This window comes from Demequina oxidasica, assembly GCF_000975115.1.
In the GTDB taxonomy this organism is placed as follows: Bacteria; Actinomycetota; Actinomycetes; order Actinomycetales; family Demequinaceae; genus Demequina; species Demequina oxidasica.
The window spans coordinates 962,510-980,885 of record NZ_BBRE01000001.1 but is presented as its reverse complement, the minus strand read 5'-3'; the positions used below and the strand labels follow the sequence as shown (position 1 = coordinate 980,885).

At 63.2% G+C, this 18,376-nt stretch carries 14 protein-coding genes, 1 tRNA gene and 1 pseudogene; 7 read left to right on the top strand and 9 right to left on the bottom strand.

The window, feature by feature from the left end; all coding sequences use genetic code 11:
* Positions 1-20 precede the first annotated feature (20 nt).
* Positions 21-455, bottom strand: a complete 435-nt coding sequence (locus AOP77_RS04530; RefSeq protein ID WP_062209887.1) for a thioredoxin family protein — start codon at positions 453-455, stop codon at positions 21-23.
* Between the two features lie 61 nt (positions 456-516).
* Complete coding sequence (locus AOP77_RS04525; RefSeq protein WP_062209881.1) at positions 517-1,251, bottom strand: hypothetical protein; 735 nt, start codon at positions 1,249-1,251, stop codon at positions 517-519.
* A 55-nt stretch (positions 1,252-1,306) separates the two neighbouring features.
* Here AOP77_RS04525 and AOP77_RS04520 point away from each other — a divergent pair, with 55 nt between their 5' ends.
* Positions 1,307-2,026 (top strand): response regulator transcription factor, encoded by a 720-nt coding sequence (locus AOP77_RS04520; RefSeq protein ID WP_062209878.1) that lies wholly within the window; start codon positions 1,307-1,309, stop codon positions 2,024-2,026.
* 45 nt (positions 2,027-2,071) lie between these two features.
* Complete coding sequence (gene nhaA, locus AOP77_RS04515) at positions 2,072-3,427, top strand: Na+/H+ antiporter NhaA (RefSeq protein WP_084622296.1); 1,356 nt, start codon at positions 2,072-2,074, stop codon at positions 3,425-3,427.
* 16 nt (positions 3,428-3,443) lie between these two features.
* Here nhaA and nth read toward each other — a convergent pair whose 3' ends face one another.
* A complete protein-coding gene (nth, locus tag AOP77_RS04510) occupies positions 3,444-4,142 on the bottom strand; it encodes an endonuclease III (RefSeq protein ID WP_062209875.1) in 699 nt (232 codons plus the stop codon).
* 236 nt (positions 4,143-4,378) lie between these two features.
* Here nth and AOP77_RS04505 point away from each other — a divergent pair, with 236 nt between their 5' ends.
* Both AOP77_RS04505 and AOP77_RS04500 read left to right on the top strand, forming a co-directional pair.
* Entirely contained in the window at positions 4,379-4,687 is a 309-nt protein-coding gene (locus AOP77_RS04505) for a hypothetical protein (RefSeq protein ID WP_152649768.1), read from the top strand.
* Positions 4,680-5,372 carry a Crp/Fnr family transcriptional regulator gene (locus AOP77_RS04500; RefSeq protein WP_062209868.1) on the top strand — a complete coding sequence of 231 codons (693 nt, stop codon included), beginning with the start codon at positions 4,680-4,682 and terminating at the stop codon, positions 5,370-5,372. The genes AOP77_RS04505 and AOP77_RS04500 overlap by 8 nt, the downstream gene beginning before the upstream one ends.
* Here the strand turns inward: AOP77_RS04500 and AOP77_RS04495 are convergent.
* Positions 5,369-5,842: a RidA family protein gene (locus AOP77_RS04495; RefSeq protein ID WP_062209865.1), complete on the bottom strand. Its 474-nt coding sequence runs from the start codon at positions 5,840-5,842 to the stop codon at positions 5,369-5,371. The genes AOP77_RS04500 and AOP77_RS04495 overlap by 4 nt on opposite strands.
* Positions 5,842-6,000 (bottom strand): Sp36 family protein, encoded by a 159-nt coding sequence (gene sp36 / locus AOP77_RS12095; protein WP_084622294.1) that lies wholly within the window; start codon positions 5,998-6,000, stop codon positions 5,842-5,844. The genes AOP77_RS04495 and sp36 overlap by 1 nt, the downstream gene beginning before the upstream one ends.
* 118 nt (positions 6,001-6,118) lie before the next feature.
* On the opposite strand from sp36, the gene AOP77_RS04490 reads away from it, so the two are divergent.
* The 3 genes from AOP77_RS04490 to AOP77_RS04480 all read left to right on the top strand — a co-directional run bounded on the left by AOP77_RS04490 (position 6,119) and on the right by AOP77_RS04480 (position 9,723).
* Positions 6,119-8,689: a penicillin-binding protein gene (locus AOP77_RS04490; protein ID WP_160300044.1), complete on the top strand. Its 2,571-nt coding sequence runs from the start codon at positions 6,119-6,121 to the stop codon at positions 8,687-8,689.
* Between the two features lie 3 nt (positions 8,690-8,692).
* Positions 8,693-9,598, top strand: coding sequence for a metallophosphoesterase (locus tag AOP77_RS04485; protein WP_062209859.1), 906 nt, complete (start codon positions 8,693-8,695; stop codon positions 9,596-9,598).
* A gap of 51 nt (positions 9,599-9,649) precedes the next feature.
* Positions 9,650-9,723 (top strand) — tRNA-Pro (locus tag AOP77_RS04480).
* Between the two features lie 44 nt (positions 9,724-9,767).
* On the opposite strand, the pseudogene AOP77_RS04475 reads toward AOP77_RS04480, so the two are convergent.
* From AOP77_RS04475 to AOP77_RS04460, 4 genes and pseudogenes are all read right to left on the bottom strand, one after another.
* Positions 9,768-10,967 (bottom strand): annotated as a pseudogene (locus AOP77_RS04475) (IS481 family transposase).
* 213 nt (positions 10,968-11,180) lie between these two features.
* Complete coding sequence (locus AOP77_RS04470; RefSeq protein WP_084622292.1) at positions 11,181-13,808, bottom strand: discoidin domain-containing protein; 2,628 nt, start codon at positions 13,806-13,808, stop codon at positions 11,181-11,183.
* Between the two features lie 73 nt (positions 13,809-13,881).
* Positions 13,882-15,276, bottom strand: coding sequence for a DUF1996 domain-containing protein (locus tag AOP77_RS04465; protein WP_062209856.1), 1,395 nt, complete (start codon positions 15,274-15,276; stop codon positions 13,882-13,884).
* Positions 15,277-15,448: 172 nt separating this feature from the next.
* Positions 15,449-18,220: a discoidin domain-containing protein gene (locus tag AOP77_RS04460; protein WP_169746469.1), complete on the bottom strand. Its 2,772-nt coding sequence runs from the start codon at positions 18,218-18,220 to the stop codon at positions 15,449-15,451.
* Positions 18,221-18,376: the final 156 nt, after the last annotated feature.

Here is an 18,376-nt window from a genome sequence, read left to right as displayed (position 1 = left end):
TTCTAAATTGGTTTCCGCTTCTAGATTGAGTAGGGCGCGGACTCCGGCGGGGCCGCCTCGAGAGACTCCCGTGCCTGGGCCACGCTGGGGGGACCGGACATGCGCGCTACGACCACACCATCGGTGTTGAGCACCAGGATGGTGGGGGTGCGCATGATGTCGAACTGTCGCGCCAGGTCCAGACGCTCCGTGGCATCGATCTCGATGTGCTCTACGTCCTTGAACTCGCTTGCGACTTGTTGGAGGAGCACAGCCGTTCCGGGGCACTTGGCGCACATGGGAGTGGAGAACTGAACAAACGTGGCGCGGAAACCCCGCTGCGCTCCCAGCGTCTCACTCGACAAGGACCCGGGAACCTCGACGCGGCGCACCACGCCGTTGCGTCGTGACCACCAGAGGTAGGCGAGCGACGCCACGGCCAGCAGGCCGACGATGATGATGATCCGGATGAGCATTTCTTGATCCAAGCAATATTGAGGGGACGCTGCGCGGTGCGTAGGCGTGAGGATGAGGGCCCTAGCCGACGAGCAGACGCCCGCCGAGGTAGACCAACATTCCCGCTACCAGAACAGGCGTGATGCCCGATGCTATTCCCGCCATGTGTGTACGAGGGCGCGGTTCGCGTCGGTACAGCTCATTGGTGAGCACCACGGTGACCGCGCAGGAGAGTCCCACGAGGGAGCCGCCCCACCAGCTCATCGAGGGCAGGAGGTGGCCCATGCCCGAGCCGGCGCCCGTGCCAAGCAAGATGGTGAGCACGGCGTTGACGTTGCCGTTCGTGGTGAGCACCGCAGCCACGGCCGCGACGGCGAGGACGGTCCCACCGGCCACGACGAGGTCCTCGGCCCCCACTGTCCGGTTGGCCGCCAGCCAGGCCGCTCCCGAGGTCGCGATGGCCCCGCCGGCGGCGGTTCCCGCCACCGAGGTCACCGCGTGCCCCCGTTGCGAGGCAAAGAAAATCTCCGAGGCGAGGGCCGCGATGGTGACCGCGGCGACGGCGATCACCATGTAGCGGAGATACGGCTCACTGCGCCCCAGCGCCACGGCGAAGATCGCCAGCGCGCCACCGCCCGCGATGACTATCGAGCTCACTGTGGTGCGCGAAACGTGTGCGAGGTGCGGCCACCCCCAGGCGAGCGCCAATACGCATAGCAGAATGCCGCCTGCCAGGTACTTGGTGCCCAAATACCCCGTCGCGGCAATGACGGCAGCCGCTGAAGCGGTGATGGTCGCCCGCGTGGTGGGAATCATGGTGGTTAGTCTCTCACTACTCACGCCGGTAAAGTGTTGCCATTCGGAGGTGCCTATGGCCGACCTGTTAGTACTCACTCCGTCCACGGACGGTCCCTTCGAGGTTTTGCCCGCCCTCGCCCTGCTGTCGCATCGCGCCCGCGTGGTGGCTCCCGAACCATCGGCGATGCTCGAGGCAATGGATGCCGACGTGCTCATCGTGGATGCGCGCCACGACCTTGCGGAGGCGCGCAACAACTGCAAGTTGATCCAGGTCACCGGAGTGGCCGTTCCGCTTCTCCTGGTGCTTCACGAGGGTGGCATGTCCATCGTGAATGCCGACTGGGGTGCGGACGACGTGGTGCTCGCGGGTGCCACTCCAGCAGAAGTTGAGGCACGGATTCGGTTGTTGAGCGGGCGCGCTAACCAGGCGGACCCGCTCGCCAAGGCCTCAGAGTTTTCCTCCGGGGACCTCACTGTTGACGTCGGTGGCTATACGGCGCGCCTCAAGGGGGTGCCGCTCGACCTCACCTTCAAGGAGTTCGAGCTCATCAAGTACCTGATGCAGCACCCTGGACGCGTATATACCCGCGACCAGCTGTTACAAGAGGTCTGGGGATTTGACTACTACGGTGGCACGCGCACCGTTGACGTGCATGTGCGACGACTTCGCGCAAAACTGGGCTCGGAACACGAGCACCTCATCGGCACCGTCCGTAACGTCGGCTATCGCTTTGATCCGCCCACACCAAAGGTCGCTCAGCCGACCGGGGCGGTCTCGGCACCTTCTCAGTAGGTAGGCTGGTAGCCACCGAACGCACCGCTACCTAAGGACGATATTTTGGCCCGCACTGCCGCCGGACGGCTCTTTTCGAAGTTGACGCCGTCGAGTGAGCGCAACCTTGCCGACATGCTCCGCACCGAGCGTGCCGGAGGTGTCCTGCTTCTCATCGGAACCATCATTGCGCTGATCTGGGCGAACTCGGCATGGGCGGAGTCGTACGACAGTCTGCGCGAGTTTCATATTGGCCCCGAGGCGCTCCACCTGAACCTGTCGCTTGAGGCGTGGGCCCAGGACGGGTTGCTGGCGATCTTCTTCTTTGTGATCGGTCTGGAGCTCAAGCGCGAGATTGTGGCGGGCGAGTTGCGAAGGCCGGCGACCGCCGTCGTCCCCATCGTCGCCGCAATAGGCGGTATGGCGGTGCCGGCGTTGCTCTACGTCCTCGTCAATGTGATGCAGGAGGGCGGGTCCACCGACGGCTGGGCGGTTCCAACCGCCACCGATATCGCGTTCGCAGTTGCGGTTCTCGCGGTGGTGGGACGCTGGTTGCCCAACGCCTTGCGCGCATTCCTGCTTACGCTTGCGGTAGTCGACGACCTGCTCGCGATCATCATCATTGCGGTGTTCTTCACGGATGAGGTTCACTTCCAGTGGTTGGCTGCCTCGCTCGCCTGCATCGTCGTCTTTGGACTGTTGGCACGCAAGGGACTCACCAACCCCTTCATCCTCATCCCTCTCGGCTTCGTCGCCTGGGCCTTCATGCACGCGTCGGGCGTTCACGCCACGATCGCCGGTGTCGCGCTTGGCCTCTCGGTTCCCGCCATTGTCCGCAACGGCAAGAAGTCCTCCCTCGCGGAACACTGGGAGCACCTGTGGCGCCCGGTCTCCGCCGGCTTTGCCGTGCCCGTCTTCGCGTTGCTGTCCGCGGGTGTCGTGGTCTCCAGCGCGACGCTGCTCGTGGCTGCCCAGGACCCGGTTGCTCAGGGCGTGGTCATTGGGTTGGTGCTCGGCAAGCCGCTCGGCATTGTGCTTGCCACGTTCCTCGTCGCGACGTTTACCAAGGCGCAACTCGATCGAGGACTGTCGTGGTGGGACGTCATCGGTATGGGATTCCTTGCTGGAATCGGCTTCACAGTCTCGCTACTCATCGGCGACCTTGCCTTCGACGGCGAGCGCGTGGAGGAGGTCAAGGTTTCCGTGCTGATCGCCTCCCTCACGGCGGCGATCATCGGCGCCCTGCTGCTCATCTGGCGGGACCGGCACTACCGCAAGCTCTATACGGTGCGCTCGACGCCGCTGCCAGACAACCGGCTGGCAGACCGTGCAGAACTCGCGAAGGAACTCAAGAAGCGCGGCGCAGACCTCCATGAGGAGGACGCAGAGTTGATCGCGGGGGACGGGAAGTCCGCCACGTAACGGCAGGGGTGCGCGCCTAGTCGCGCACCTTGGCGCCGGGAGCACTGGGGCACAGCGCGGCGATCTCGCACGCACCGCATTCTGGCTTGCGGGCCTTGCAACGCCGGCGTCCGTGGAAGATGACGCGATGCGACCACAGTGTCCACTCGCGACGCTCGATGAGCGCCATGAGGTCGCGTTCGACCGCCACGGGATCCTCGTTCACCGTGAGCCCCAGGCGGCGAGCTAGCCGTCCCATATGGGTGTCCACGGTGATGCCCGGGACGTCGAAGGCGTTACCGAGCACCACGTTCGCGGTCTTGCGGCCCACGCCGCGCAGAGTGACGAGATCCTTGAGGCGTCCTGGCACCTCCCCGTCAAATTTGGTGACGATGTCGTGGCTGAGCCCCAACAGCGACTCCGACTTGGAACGGTAGAAGCCGGTCGACTTGATCAGTGATTCAAGCTCGTCCCGGTTTGCGCCCGCCATCGCCTCGGGATCAGGAAAACGCGCGAACAGCGCCGGCGTGACCATGTTGACCCGCACGTCAGTGCATTGCGCGCTCAACACCGTCGCGACCAGTAACTGGAATGGGGTCTGGTAGTCGAGTTCGCAGTGCGCATCGGGGTATACGAGGGCCAATTCACGATTCGCGGCACGTGCACGGCGCACCAGCGCAACGGGCGGGGTGTCCTGTTCAGCGCGGGCGACGGTGAGGGCGGTTCGGGTTCCCATCCCGCCACTGTAGGCGATGCTCAAGCCGCGCCTATGGCGAGCCGATACTTTCACTACGGGGCCTCCTGTGCCCTCCCGGCGCAAGTCGGCCCAGCCAGCGACGAGGAGTGCGTGTGAGCCCAACGGCAACTGCGTCCTTAGTGGCTGAACTGACGCATCGGCGACGCGAGATGAGACGCGAACTCGCCCGTGTCCACTGGTGGCGGAGGCTCGCGCAAGCGCGCAGGGAGCTGGTCGTGGCCCAGCTCTCGTGTCCTGATCCTCTGGCGGCCAGTGGAATGGACGTCACGCTCGAGGCTCTTGCGGCCGATGCTCCCACCTCCAAGGAGCTCGCGGCGACGATTTGGCCGCGGGGCCCGCGGGCGACGGCGTTCGATCTGGACGAACTTTCTGAACTCGACAAGCGTCTTGAGTCGTATGAAGTCCGAGTCAGTGAGACCCTAGATACCGTGACCGCACAAATGGTGAAGGCAATGGGCGATGCCCGTGACGATGGCGTGCGCCTGCGAAGAAGGCAATACTCCTCGGGAGGCAGCAATGCCTGAGGTCTCACGCGAAGAACAGCTGCTGCGCTCATCCCCACTTTTTGGCGGCATGGATAGTGACAGCGCCCGCTCGCTCATCGCCATGATGACGCGTATGGAGCTCACGCGTGGAGAGACGATCTTCAACGAGGGCGACGAGGGCCAGGCGTTGTACATCGTGGTGCGCGGCAAGGTGAAGCTCGCCCGAACTGCGCGCGATGGGCGGGAGAACTTGCTCGCGCTGTTGGGCGTGGGGGACATGCTCGGAGAACTCTCCGTGTTCGACCCGGGTCCGCGCCTGTCGCGAGCCCACGCCGTCGAAGACTCCATCGTTTACGAGTTGCCTAAGTCCGTATTGGACCCGTGGCTGGACGATCACCTCGAAATGTCTCGTCACATGCTGCGCGCACTCGCCCAACGCATCAGGCGCACGTCGAACACCATGGCTGACCTAGTGTTTTCTGACGTACCCGGCCGCGTGGCGAAGGCGATCCTGGACCTCGGCCACCGGTTTGGGCGCATGGAGCGCGGCCACGTCACGGTGCGTCACGGTCTCACGCAGGAAGAACTTGCTCAGCTCGTTGGCGCCTCACGAGAGACCGTCAATAAGGCGCTCGCGGACTTTGCCGCGCGTGGCTGGATCGATGTACGCATCGGCTCCGTTGAGGTGTACGAGCCGGAGAAGCTGCGCGCTCGTTCCCGCTAGTTAGCGACGGCCACCGTGAGCTCCACCTCGACGGGGGCACCCACGGGAAGCGAAGCGACTCCCACAGCGGATCGCGCATGGCGTCCGGCGTCGCCGAACACCTCGCCGATAAGCGCAGAGGCGCCGTTAATGACGGCGGGCTGGGCCGTGAAGCCGGGCGCCGATGCTACAAAACCGGTCACGCGGATGACACGGACGATGTTGTCAAGGCCTCCCGAAGCATCGGCCGCTGCGGCGATTGCATTCAGGGCGGCGACACGGGCGCACTCATTGGCGCGCTCCGGCGTGACGTCCTCCTCGCGATGTCCCACCAGTCCGGTCGCCAGCAGATCTCCCTCAACGAGGGGCAACTGACCTGAGGTGTAGACCATGTCCCCGTGACGCAGCGCAGGCACGTATACGCCCAGTGGCGTCGCCACCGCGGGGAGTTCCAAACCCAGCTTTGCCAGGCGTTCCGTAGCGGTGGTCATCACTGGCCCTCGCGGGGGCGCTTCAGGTAGGCGACAAGCCCACCGGTGGGCCCCGTCACTACCTGTACGAGTTCCCAGCCATCCTCGCCCCACTGGTCGAGAATCTGCTTGGTAACATGGTCGATGAGCGGCACGGTTGCGTATTCCCACGTAGTCATGGATTGAGCCTATCTCTCCTTGCGCCGCAACGTATCTGCTATGCCAATCGTTAGGCATGAGACGTAAGGTTGGTAAATGGGTTTATTCACATCTGATCGCGCGCGCCAAGATGGTCGCGTGACTCTTGTTCAGCTTCTCACCGGGCTGTTGTTGTTCGTGGCGTTCTCCGTCATGGGCGGGTTTTTGATTGCAGGATTGGCGCTACCCGCTGTCACAGTGGCGGGCTCAGCAGCCAACGGCACCTCGGATTTGTTCGAGGAACTGCCGACGGAGATGGAGTTCACCGACCTCCCGCAGCAGTCGAACATCTATGACCGCACCGGCAAGGTGCTCCTCGCGACGTTCTACTCCCAGAACCGCGTAGTTGAGCCGCTCGAGAACATTTCTCCGTGGCTCCAGAAGGCCGTGGTGTCCGTCGAGGACAAGCGCTTCTGGGAGCACAACGGCGTTGACGGTGAGGGGGTGCTGAGTGCCGCGGCCAAGAACCTGACCTCTGACTCGTCGGCAGGTGCGTCCACGCTGACCCAGCAACTTATTAAGAACACGCTCTTCCAGAACGCCGAGTCCGCGGGCGATGAAGAGGCCCAGAAGGCTGCGGTCGAGACGTCGCTGGCGCGCAAGATTCGGGAGTGGAGCCTAGCGCTCGCTTACGAGGACAGCGTCAACAAGCAGATGGGTACCAGTTGCACCGACGCCCCCGAGGCCGACTGTGGCAAAGAGCAGGTGCTCGAGCAGTACCTGAATATCGCTCAGTTCGGTATCAACATCTACGGCGTCGAGGCGGCGGCGCAGTTCTACTTTGGTAAGTCGGCGGCTGAGGTAAATGCCATTGAGGCCGCCACTATCGCAGGCATCACGCAGAATCCTTCTAAGTGGGACCCTGACCGTCACCCCGACAACGGCACCGAACGTCGTAACTTGGTGCTGGACCGCATGCACGAGCAGGGCATGATCACGGACGAGGAGTACGACGAGTACGTCGCGACCCCGATCGAGGACTATCTCGACATCCACCACCCCAAGGTTTCTTGCGCCGCTGCGACAGATGCGCCATTCTTCTGCGACTACGTGACCAAGATCATCGCGAAGGACCCCATCTTTAACTCTGATGAGTTGACGCTCAAGGGCGATGACCTACTTCGCAAGGGTGGGCTGAACATCATCACCACCCTCGACGTCAAGAAGCAGAAGATTGCTAACGAAGAGTTGCGCAATTCGATTCCTGCGGACGACCCCAGTGGATTCGCGATGGCTCTGGTTGCGCTAGAGCCCACGTCCGGAGAGATCCTGACGATGGCGCAGAACCGTGACTTTGACCCTTCCGCGAAGGAGCCGAACTCGACGGCCATCAACTACGCGGTTGACCGCGAGTATGGCGGGTCACGAGGATTCTCGCCGGGCTCGACCTTCAAGCCGATCATCCTTGCCGACTGGCTGTCCACCGGCCACGCTCTTAACCAAGTGGTGAGTGGAAATATTCGTGCCTGGGAAGCAGACAGTTGGCGCGCGGAATGCCTGGGTGATACTCCGTTCAAGGGGCAGCCGGACTGGAAGCCTGCGAACTCAGGAGAAAGCTCAACATCGCAGACTGTGTTGCGCGCCACTCAGAACTCGGTCAACACCGCCTACGTCGCGATGACGAACCAGCTGGACCTCTGTGGTGTCAAGGACATGGCCCAAAAGCTTGGCTTCCACCGCGCTGACGGAGCAGACATCGAGATCGTGCCGTCAATGTCGCTCGGTACCCAGAATGCGTCTCCTTTGACGATGGCCAACGTCGCGCAGACCATTGCGAACCACGGCGTTCGTTGCGACCCCATCGCCATCCTCAGCATCACCGACGCCGAGGGCAAGGATGTCGCAGTGCCGGCCGAGAACTGCGTTGAGGCCATTCCGGCCGAGATCGCTGATGGCGTCTCCTACGGCATGCAGCAGGTGATCCAAGAGGGAACCGGACGGTTCGTTCAGCTCGCCGACGGCCGTCCCGCCGCGGGTAAGACTGGTACCTCTAACGAGAACACGCACCTGTGGTTCATGGGCTTCACCCCTCAGCTGGTAACGACTGTATGGATGGGAAACCCAGACAAGGACGTGCCCGCCCAGTACATGACCATTGGTGGGCTGTGGCAGCAGGCCTTCTTTGGTGCCACCATCTCCGGGCCCACGTGGAAGAACTTCATGGACCGCGCACTCGACGGTGAGGAGAACCTGCCTCTGGCTACCCCCGTGGATACTGTTCTCAATGGTGTGCCACAAACCGTTCCTTCAGTGATCGGCAAGGGTGCGGATTCCTCGCGCTACATCATCATCGATGCCGGCTTCCAGACTTCCGCAAACTCCAGCTCGCGCTATGACCCGAGCGTGTCACCCGGCACCATCATCGGTCAGAGCCCCCGCGCCGGAAGCAAGGCGTTGCCAGGTACGACGATTCAGATCACGGTCGCCACCGACGAGCGTCCTGGATGGTGGACCGAATGGCCCTCCGATTGGGATCCGCTGAAGGCACCTGATGACTATTGGGGCACGGCGTGGCCGCCAGCCGAGTTCTCGTCCAACCCTCCAAACGGTTGGCAACCGCCAGAGCCGGATCCCGTCGTGACGCCGACCCCCGATCCGGACTTCCCGGTACCTGGTGACGGCGGCGAGAACGGCAACGGCAAGGACAAGAAGAATCGGGATGGCAACTAGCCGGTGCCGAACGTAAGGACCGCGCTCGCGGTCGCGGGAGCGACCGCGGCCGCAGGTTTGGCCTGGGGATTTGCCGAGGCTCATGCGTACACGACCCGACGGGTCACAGTTCCGCTCCTGCCCGCTGGCTCCGCGCCAGTAAGAATCCTCCACCTTTCGGACCTGCACCTGACCCCCACTCAGGAGCGTCGCATCGAGTGGGTGAGGTCCCTTGCCCGTGAGAATGTTGACCTGGTGGTCACCACCGGTGACAACCTCGCGCACGCCGATGCCGTTCCAGCAGTGGCGCGCGCCCTGACGCCGCTCTTCGAACTGCCAGGAGCGTTCGTTTACGGCTCGAACGACTACTACGCGCCCACGCCCATCAATCCCTTCAAGTACTTCAAGGCACCATCGGGCCTCGAGTCCACGCGTCCGCTCTTGCCTACGCAATCGCTCACCACGGTGCTGGAGGGCGTGGGCTGGACCAATCTCAACAATGCTCGAGGCACGGTCTCTGTGGCGGGACAGGAGATTTCCTTTGTCGGCATGGACGACCCGCATATTCAGCGCGACTCGATGCCCTCGGATGACGGGGTACGAGGCGACCTGCATGTCGGCGTGGTGCACGCCCCCTACCGCCGTGCCCTCGATGCGCTCCACGAAGATGGCGTGGTGCTCACCCTGGCCGGTCACACTCATGGGGGCCAGGTGTGCGTTCCGGGAATGGGAGCGCTGGTCACCAACTGCGACATCGATCGAACACGCGCGAAGGGGCTGCACGGCTATCCCGGGCTGCGGCCAGACCAGGGCGATCCGGCATCGATGTGGTTGCACGTGTCAGCCGGAGTTGGCACCTCGCCGTACGCGCGAGTACGTTTTGCGTGCCGACCGGAAGCAACCGTGGTGACGCTGGTCCCTCGCGACTAGGTGGCAGTTCGCTTTCCGTCGTTGGGTCGGATATTCTAGGCAGGCTTCAATCGGGGTGTGGCGCAGCTTGGTAGCGCGCGTCGTTCGGGACGACGAGGTCGCAGGTTCAAATCCTGTCACCCCGACGGTGTGAAGTGTCGGGACATCGTTCACAGGTGTCTCGGGTTTTTCACGGCGAGAGCCCCTCCTTCGGGAGGGGCTTTTGTTGTTTCTTGGGGTGGTAGTCGCGGTTCAGTGTGAGGGTGTGTTCGGCGATGATTTCGCCGGTGGTGTGGTCGATGACGAGGGTGTCGTTTGCTGCGATGAGGAGAAGGATTGCGTGGCCTGTGTGGGCGCGTCCGATGGCGAGGTGGCGTAGTTTGCCGGCCCAGCGCAAGGTGATGACGCCTGCTTTGTCGACGGTGTCGTGGCGGACGCGCCAGTGGCGTTCCAGGAGCTCGATGGTGGGCCCGGTTTTAGGTAGTGCGGCATAGGCGACTGCTGGGGTGCGCCGGCCGAGTGAGCGGTGGGGGCGCTCGTGGTTGTAGACGTGTTGGAAGGCGTTCAGTTGGTCTTGGAGAGTGTCCAGGGTGTCTGCTGCGGGGCGGGCGTTGAGCCATTTCTTGAGGGTTTGGTGGAAGCGTTCGATTTTGCCTTAGGTTTGCGGGTAGCCGGGGTGGCCGTTCTTCTGGGTGATGCCGTAGGACGCGATGACGTGTTCGAAGTGGTTGGGTCCGCCTTTGCCGCGGGCAAACCTCGTGGTGAAGATCATGCCGTTGTCTGTCAGTGTTGACGCTGGTAGTCCGTGTTCTTTGGTGGTGGCAAGGAAGGTGTCGGTGACGATTTTTCCTGTGACGGCACTGTGGCAGCTGATGGACAGGACCATGCGGGAGTGGTCGTCGAGCCACGTGATGATCTCGACACCGTTGTCGCCGGCCAGGTGCCAGTGGGTCATGTCGGACTGCCAGCAGCCGTTGGGGGCGGGGGCTTCGAACCGGATCCAGGACGAGCGTGGTCGTTTCTGAGGTTGGGGGGTCACTGATCCTGCTGCGCGCAGGATGCGCCAGATCGTGGAGACCGATGGTGGGGTGTCGACCTCGAGGGTGAGGCGGTCGTGGATGGACTCTGCGCCAGCGTCTAGGCCGTCGAGTTTCAGGTTCGTGCGGAGTTGAAGAACTCTGTCTCGTAGCTGAGGCGCGGTGGCGTGGGGCGAGGTTCTAGGGGCCCGAGAGCCGGGCTCTAGAGCGCTTAGCCCGCCAGTTCGATAGCGGGCTAAAAGAGTGTGGATCCAGCGTCGAGAGACGTTGAAGCGACTGGCCGCTTCGGAGACGGTCATGCCGCCCTCGATGACCGCTAAAACAATGACCTGGTTTCGATCTGAGTTAGCCATTCCTCATCGTGGAGGGGTGTGAACGATGTCGCGACACATGTGTGAAGGATGTCGTGAAACCAAACACTGTCACCTCGACGGAGAGAAACAATAGGAAGAGCGAGCCGGCGGATGTCGGCTCGCTCTTCTGGTTTCACGAAAATGTGTGACAACGCAAACGGGCCGCCGCGCCGATGTGGCTAGACGACCCGTTTGCCGCTTCAGATCAGCGGCTTAACTTCCTGATCCGTTGCTATAAAACGCGACCTTGGCCGGGACCGTCTCGGTGCCCTGAGCCGTGGGTCCCGTGCCGTTGATGACGTGTTCATAGACTCCAGCGCCGCCAAGCGACACCGTGAGCAGCGAGTGCATCTTCACACCCGGTACGTCGGGTACCTCGAACCCGTTGTCCACGGTGATCGACGAGTCCGTGGTGAATACACAGTACGAACCGAGTCCCCAAGCCTCATGCTCGGCAACGTTGTCCGCTACCTTGTACGCCGCGTAACCGCGGATACCGTCATGTGACCATGCTTCGACGCTCGGCGGGTCGTAAGGGAGCTCGTTCTGATAGAAGATCGTGCGACCACGTTCGCCGTTCCAGAGGGTGTTGTACTTCTGGAAGTGCTCGACGAACAGGCCGTACGCCTTGACGTCATTGCCGTTGACTATGAGGCCATAGTCCGAGGTATTGAGGTCCCAGCCGATACCCTCGCCGTGGTCTCCTCGCCACAGCCACACGTGGTCGATGATCGTGTCGTTGGAGTTAACGATTACGCCAGCGTCAGTCTTTCCCGCGACGGCGCCGCCGACGCGTACAAAGACATCGTGGATGGAGGTCGGGTCACTTGCGTGGCTAGCATTGGATCCCTCGGTACCAATTTCCAGCATTGCTGGCGACTTGGTCTCTCCGGCATCGAACAGCAGTGCTGCAACGGTGACTCCGCTTACATCGGCGACCGTCATGGCCGTCTGGCCGGCGGTCGGGATGATCGTTGCGTAGCCAAGGCCCATGACGACGGTGTCGGGCTTGGTGACTTCAATGGTCTCGGACAGGCGGTAGATGCCTGGCGTGAACAGGACGTTGATGCCCTGGTCGAGTGCCGCGTTGATCTTGGCCGCGTCATCACCGGGCTGGGCGACATAGAAGTCGTCGAGCGGCAGGGAGGTTCCGGCCGTGTGGCCGTTCTCCCACGTGGTTCCGGTGGTTCCGGACCGAAGCTCGGGAACAAAGACGGCCCAGTCGTTGGCCGACTCGTCCCAGTAGATGTACGGCTTCTCCTTGACCGTGCCGGTGGTGTCCAGAGTGGTCACCGCAGGCTCGGGGAAGGTCGACGCTGGCGCGTTCTGCACGCCCGAGAACGTCATGTTCCACAGGGTGCCGTCCCATCCGCCTACAAGGTTTGAGTCACGCGTGTACCACTGCTGCTGCGTGTAACCGTTGACCTGACCCTCGACCTTGGAGTCGGCGATGAAGCCGCCCGAGGCCCAACCGTAAGCGGACGAGTGAACCGAGAGTGCTCCGTCCACGTGGACGCGACGCATGGGCGCGGCCTGTGACACGGCCCAGCGGTTGTCGCCGGTGCTCGGGGTGATCTTCAGGTTCTCAACGGAACGCCAGAAGTTCTGAGTGGCGTTGCCACCGAACCACTGAGCATCGGCCCAGACACCGCCGGTGATGTTCACGTCGTCGGGGTCCTGGCCCGCTCCGCTCACCGAGGTGTAGAAGCCGACGTGGGCGTGCACGGGGTACGTGCCAGGCTTGAAGAGGAACTGGAAGCGTCCCTCACCAAACTGGTCGGATTCCTGCTGCACGTGTGCGGCGTCCAGCTCGGCTTGGATCTCGGCCGTCGGCGTGGACTCGTCGTAGATGTGGACATTCGGACCGAGGTCCCCGCCAGTCTCGATGTCAATGTCCTCGTTTGACCCTTCGCCGCCCACGTGAATACCCATTTCCCAGAGAGAGTAGCCGTAGCCGGTTCCACGCTGCTCGCCTGCCAGCCGCACGTAGCGTCCCGTGCCCGCAGCCTCGATCGTCTGGTCGCTGCCCGAGCCATCGGTGATGGTCTTGATGGTCTCCCACGCCTGAGCATCGTCTGAAACCTGAATCTTGAAGGCCTTGCCGTAGGCAGCCTCCCAGTCGAGGTCGATCTGGCAAACGTTCTGAGATTCGCCCAGGTCTACCTGAATCCACTCATTGTCCGTCGCCGCACTGGCCCAACGCGTGCCCGGGTCGCCATCTACTGCTGCGCCGGCGTTGAGGTTGGCGGAATTCTCCGAAGACGATGCCGTGGCAGCCTTCCCCACAGCGACGTTGTCATCCGAGCAATCGCCGCTGCCCTCGTTACCGCCGCCGCCGTCGTCGGCGCCGGGCGTCCCGTAGACCTGCATCTCCCAGAGGGAGTAGCCGTAGCCGGTGGCACGCTTGTCGCCGTCTAGCCGCACGTAGCGCCCAGTCGCGCCGCCAAGGCCCACGTTGTCGTCAGCGCCGTCGCCCGCTGTGACCGTTGCCGCCGTCGTCCAGTTCTGGCCATCGTCGGAGACTTCAATTTTGTAGTCAGTGCCGTACGCGCCCTCCCACGCGAGCTCGACGCGGTCGAGAGTTGAAACGGCGCCGAGGTCAACCTGGATCCACTCGTCATTGGTCGGCTTGGAGGACCAACGAGTGCCGGTATTGCCATCAACGGCCGCGCTGGCCGGGGTGTAGTCGGCGTTTTCTACGGACGATGCGATGACGGACTTTCCTTGTGAGAGCAGGGTGGGCTCGGCGGCGGCAGCTGGCAAGGCCAGGGTCCCGACGGCGAGAGCGAGGGCCAGGCCCCCGGCGCCGGCTACCCGGCGCGATAGGTGGTGGAAACTCATGTTCTCTCCTTTGAGAAATGCGGGTGGTGGGACGGGCCGCGGGTGCGACCCGTCCCGCCACCAATGGATTGGGTTAAGGCAGCTGGAAGTCAGCTGTGAGAGCGGAGCCGCGGTGCGGCTTGTACTGGTCGTATCCCTGCGGGCTGCACTGCAGGCCTCCGTTGATGCACTGACGCACGAGCGCGCGCTGAATCTCCGGCTCCCAGCCGTTCATGAAGTCGTAGTGCCACGACTGGTCTGAACCGCTGACCAGGTGGACCTGTGTCATGTCGCCACTCACGGGCCAGCCAATCTTGAACTCAAGCATCGGCACGGGCACGGGGTGACTCGGGGGGCACTCGCCGTTGACCGGGTACGCCATGTGGGTCTTGTGGTTGGGTGAATCGAGGTCGACTCCGTTCCAGCAGCTGGGGGCCTGAAGGCGGATGTTGAGCTCCGATCCCGCGTCACAATAATCCGGAATGGACCACTGCTTGGACAGGTTTCCGCACTCCCAACCCTCTACGGCACCAGGGCCGTTCTCGAATGATGCGGGGGTCGCCATCATGTCGCCGGCGATCAGGCGCAGACCTTCAGGGAAGGGCTGAACGGAGCGGTAGTCCAGGATTCCGGACTTGTAGTAGATGGTCTCCTTGATGGTCGGCTTCACCGGGGTGTCACCGTTCATCAGGGTCGGGAACCAGTACGCGGAGTGGTCGCCAGGCACGGTGCAGGTCGTGCTGGGGTTATCGAATAGCGACTCGATGGTGGTGTATGCATCGGTGCTTTCATTGCCCATGAACGTGTGCAGGTGTGAGCGCCCGGGCTGGCCAGGGAACACGATCGGATCGTCGAAATCGTAGTGCGATGGCGTACAATTGGCCTGGAATTCGTGGTGCGTGACCTCGTCATCGAAGACTGGTAGCGGGTCGTCATCGACGGTACTCGTGCCGCCGTTGCCGAAGATCTTGAACTCCCACAGCGAGTAGCCGTAGCCGGTGCCGCGCTCAGAGGTGACGAGCTGTACGTAGCGTCCGTTCGCATCGACATCGAGCGTGTCAGTGCCGCCATCGCCGCCAGTAACCGAGGCGACAGTGGTCCAATTGTTCTGGTCGTCGGAGACCTGGATCTGATAGGCCGAGCCGTACGCGGCCTCCCAGTCCAGTTCGACGGAACTGATGTCCGCAGGTGCGCCGAGGTCCACCCGCAGCCACTGGTCGTCGGTCGGTTGGCTCGCCCAACGCGTGGAGGGGTCGCCGTCAAACGCGAAACGTGCCCCCGTAAAGGCCGCCTCGGTGGTGGAGGCTGATGCGTCGTGGCCCTGCGAGATGGGGTCACCATCGGCGGCGACAGCGGCGGATGCAGTGGCCATTGCGATAGCGCCGATGCAGGCCGCAGCGCTGAGTGCGAGCACGGCTCCGCGTGACTTGGGCAGGCTGCCGGAAGGCAGCAGTCGAGACGTACTGCCCCGGGACTTGGTGTGTGACATTGTCGACTCCTTTGACGTCGTTATCTGGTGGAACGCGGGCAGGGAAGACCCCGCCCGGGCTAGAGCTAGCGCACAAAGCACGGTGCTCATGCGCTGGTTGGCACCGCGGTCCCCTCAGACAACCGGGCCTCGCGGGGCCCCGACGCTCGCACGCCGGCGCCCCACGTCGGACTCAGTTTCTGTACACCCCCATCTCGAACAGGGAGTAGCCCCACTCGGTGCCACGGTCGCTCAGGGCGAGGCGCACGTAGCGCCCGGATCCGGAGACGTCGAGCGAGTCGATGCCACCATTTCCTGCCGTCTCGGAACCGACCGTGGTCCACGAGTTGCCGTCGTTTGAGGTCTGAATCTCATACGCGCTTCCGAAGGCCGTTTCCCAGACCAGCTGGACCTTGTCGAAGGACTGGACGGAGCCCAGGTCAACCTGAACCCACTCGTTGTCGTTCCAGTCGCTCGACCACCTAGTTGCGGGGTTGCCGTCGAACGCCTGCTTGGGAGTGAAGTCACCGTTGTACGGGTCGAAGCTCGACGCGGTGGCGGGCTTGCCCTCGGCGATGTTGGTGCCGGTAACCTGCGGGGCGACAACGCGAATGGACCGCGTGTCGACTCCGACGTTGCTGTTGCCGTCCTCGGCGAAGACGTACACCTTCCACACGCCGAGCGTCTCGGGCGCAGTGGCCTCAAACGTTCCGGGCGAGATCTCGTTGAAGTCGACCTGTGCCAGGCCGCCCGCGCCGTTGATGTACTTGCTGTTGAGGAACATTACGTAGTTGATGTCGTCCCCGTCGGGGTCAACAACATCAGTCTTGACAGTGAACTTCTGACCAGCCTCGATCGAGGTTGAGCCGGGAATTTCCATGGAGTACATCTCCGGAGGGGTGTTCATCGCGTCGATGTTCTTGCCCCAGGTCTTGGCCAGGGCGTAATAACCCAGGCGCTTGTTGTCTCCGGGAAGCACATTGAACCAAACGCCGCCAAAGTCACCCTCGGTGCCGAAGTGGAAGAACGTTGCACCTAGACCCTTGTCTTTGTGCTCCATGATGCACTTCCATGAATCCACATACGCAGCACCCTTTTCGATGTCAGTGGGCTCGTCGGGGATGCCGTTGATGTCATCCGGCACCTCCCACTCGCCATCTGCGCCACCCTCGGTGATGATGTACGGGCGGTCGTAGCCACCGTCTTCCCAAACCTGGGCCGTGTTGCACACGTCCCCGTATGAGTTGAGCTGAAGGAGGTCGAGGTCAGGGGAGTTGGCCTTGTAATACGCCCATGCTCCGGTCCAGGCGTCAGTCGACGACACAGGGTGGTCGGCATCGATTGCGTGGATCTCGATGGCCATGTCGTTGACGAAGGTCGTGTACGCGTTGCGCTCGGCTTCGAGTTCCGCACCGGAGTAGCAGTCGCCCATCCCGAGAATCGACTCGTTGCCCACCGACCACATCAGTACGCCGGGGTGAGACTTATAGGCGTTGACCTGGTCGAGAATATGGGCCCGAACCTCGGTCTTGTAGTCGCTAGCCCCCTGATAGGAGACGCAACCGCCTGAGCCGGGGCCACCGCCGGGCACAAGCCAGAAGCCCATGATGACGCGGACACCTTTATTGGCCGCCGAGTCGAGCAAGGTCGCGGTGTCGGGACCCGTGCCCCAAGTACGCGTGGTGTTGGCGCCCATGGCCGCAAGGGTTGGCATGTAGTGATCAGCCGTGGAGAAGTCCGGGCCCCACGTGAGGCCGCGAACCGTGTACGGGTCGCCGTTGACCTCAAGGCGCCATCCCTCGCCGTACGGTACAACCTCAACGTGGCTGGTGCCGGTCAGTGCGCCCTGGTTGGTTCCCCAACCCGCGTTGACGTAATCGGGGTACGGGTTTTGGTGCTCGCCGCCGCCGTTGTCGCCGTCGCCGCCGCCGTTGTCGCCGTCGCCGCCACCATCGCCGCCGTCGCCGTCACCGCCGCCATCGGCGGCAGCACCGCGAACGGCGAACTCCCAGAGCGAGTAGCCGTAGCCAGTGCCGCGCTCGACTCCCTGGAAGCGGACGTAGCGAGCCTCACCCTCGACAGCGAGGGACTGATCCCCACCGCTGCCGTCGGTGACGGTGGCCGCAGTCGTCCAGGAGCTGCCGTTATTGGAGAGCTGGATCTTGAAGCCCTTGCCGTAGGCACCCTCCCAGTCGAGGTCCACGCCGCACACGGCCGTCGACTGACCGAGGTCGACCGTGAGAGCGGCGTCATCGTCGGTGCCGCTGGCCCACCGAGTGTCGGCCTTGCCGTCCACCGCGTTGCTCGCGGGGTAGTAGTCCTCGTTCTCGAAGGAGTCCGCGGTTGCCGTGCCAAGCAACGCGACGTCGTCTGAGCCGCACTGAGTGGCACCGCCACCGTTGTCGCCTCCGTCGCCTCCGTCGCCGCCACCGTCGACGCCCGCACTGCCAAATACCTGAAACTCCCAGAGGGAGTAGCCGTAGCCCGTGCCGCGCTCAGTGCCGTGGAAGCGCACGAACTTTCCCTGAGCGCCGCTTAGGTCGACGACGTCATCGCCACCGTTGCCGTCTGTGACAGTCGCAGCGGTTGTCCACTGGGTACCGTCGTCGGATACCTGAATCTCGTAGCCCTTGCCGTAGGCACCCTCCCAGGACAGTGCGACATGGTCCAGGGTGGAAGCCTGGGCCAACTCAACGGTGAGGTCCTGCTGGTCCGCGAAGTTCGAGCTCCACCGCGTATTGAGGTCGCCGTCCACTGCGGCGGAGGCAGGCGTGTAGTCCGCGTTCTCTGTGGAAGTTGCCGTGGTGGGCTGCCCTTGCGACAGCAATGTTGGTGCGGCAGCCGAGGCAGCCGTGGTCGGGAGCACTACCAGCGGTGTCGCCACTAGCGTGGCCAATGCACAGGAGATCAGTGCTCGAGAGCGGCCTCGCGGACGGGGCCGTGGAGTGGACGTTTGAACAGTCATGGGGTTCCTTGTGTCACTGGTTCCCGGCGGCGTGTCGACGTCCGCATTGACGCCAACGACTTCCGGGCAGTTCGCCATTGAACGGTGGGAAGCGCTGGGAGAGCGCTCTCCAAGATGCTCCATTGTGAGCACCTATTCGGCGGCTGTCAAGTGGCA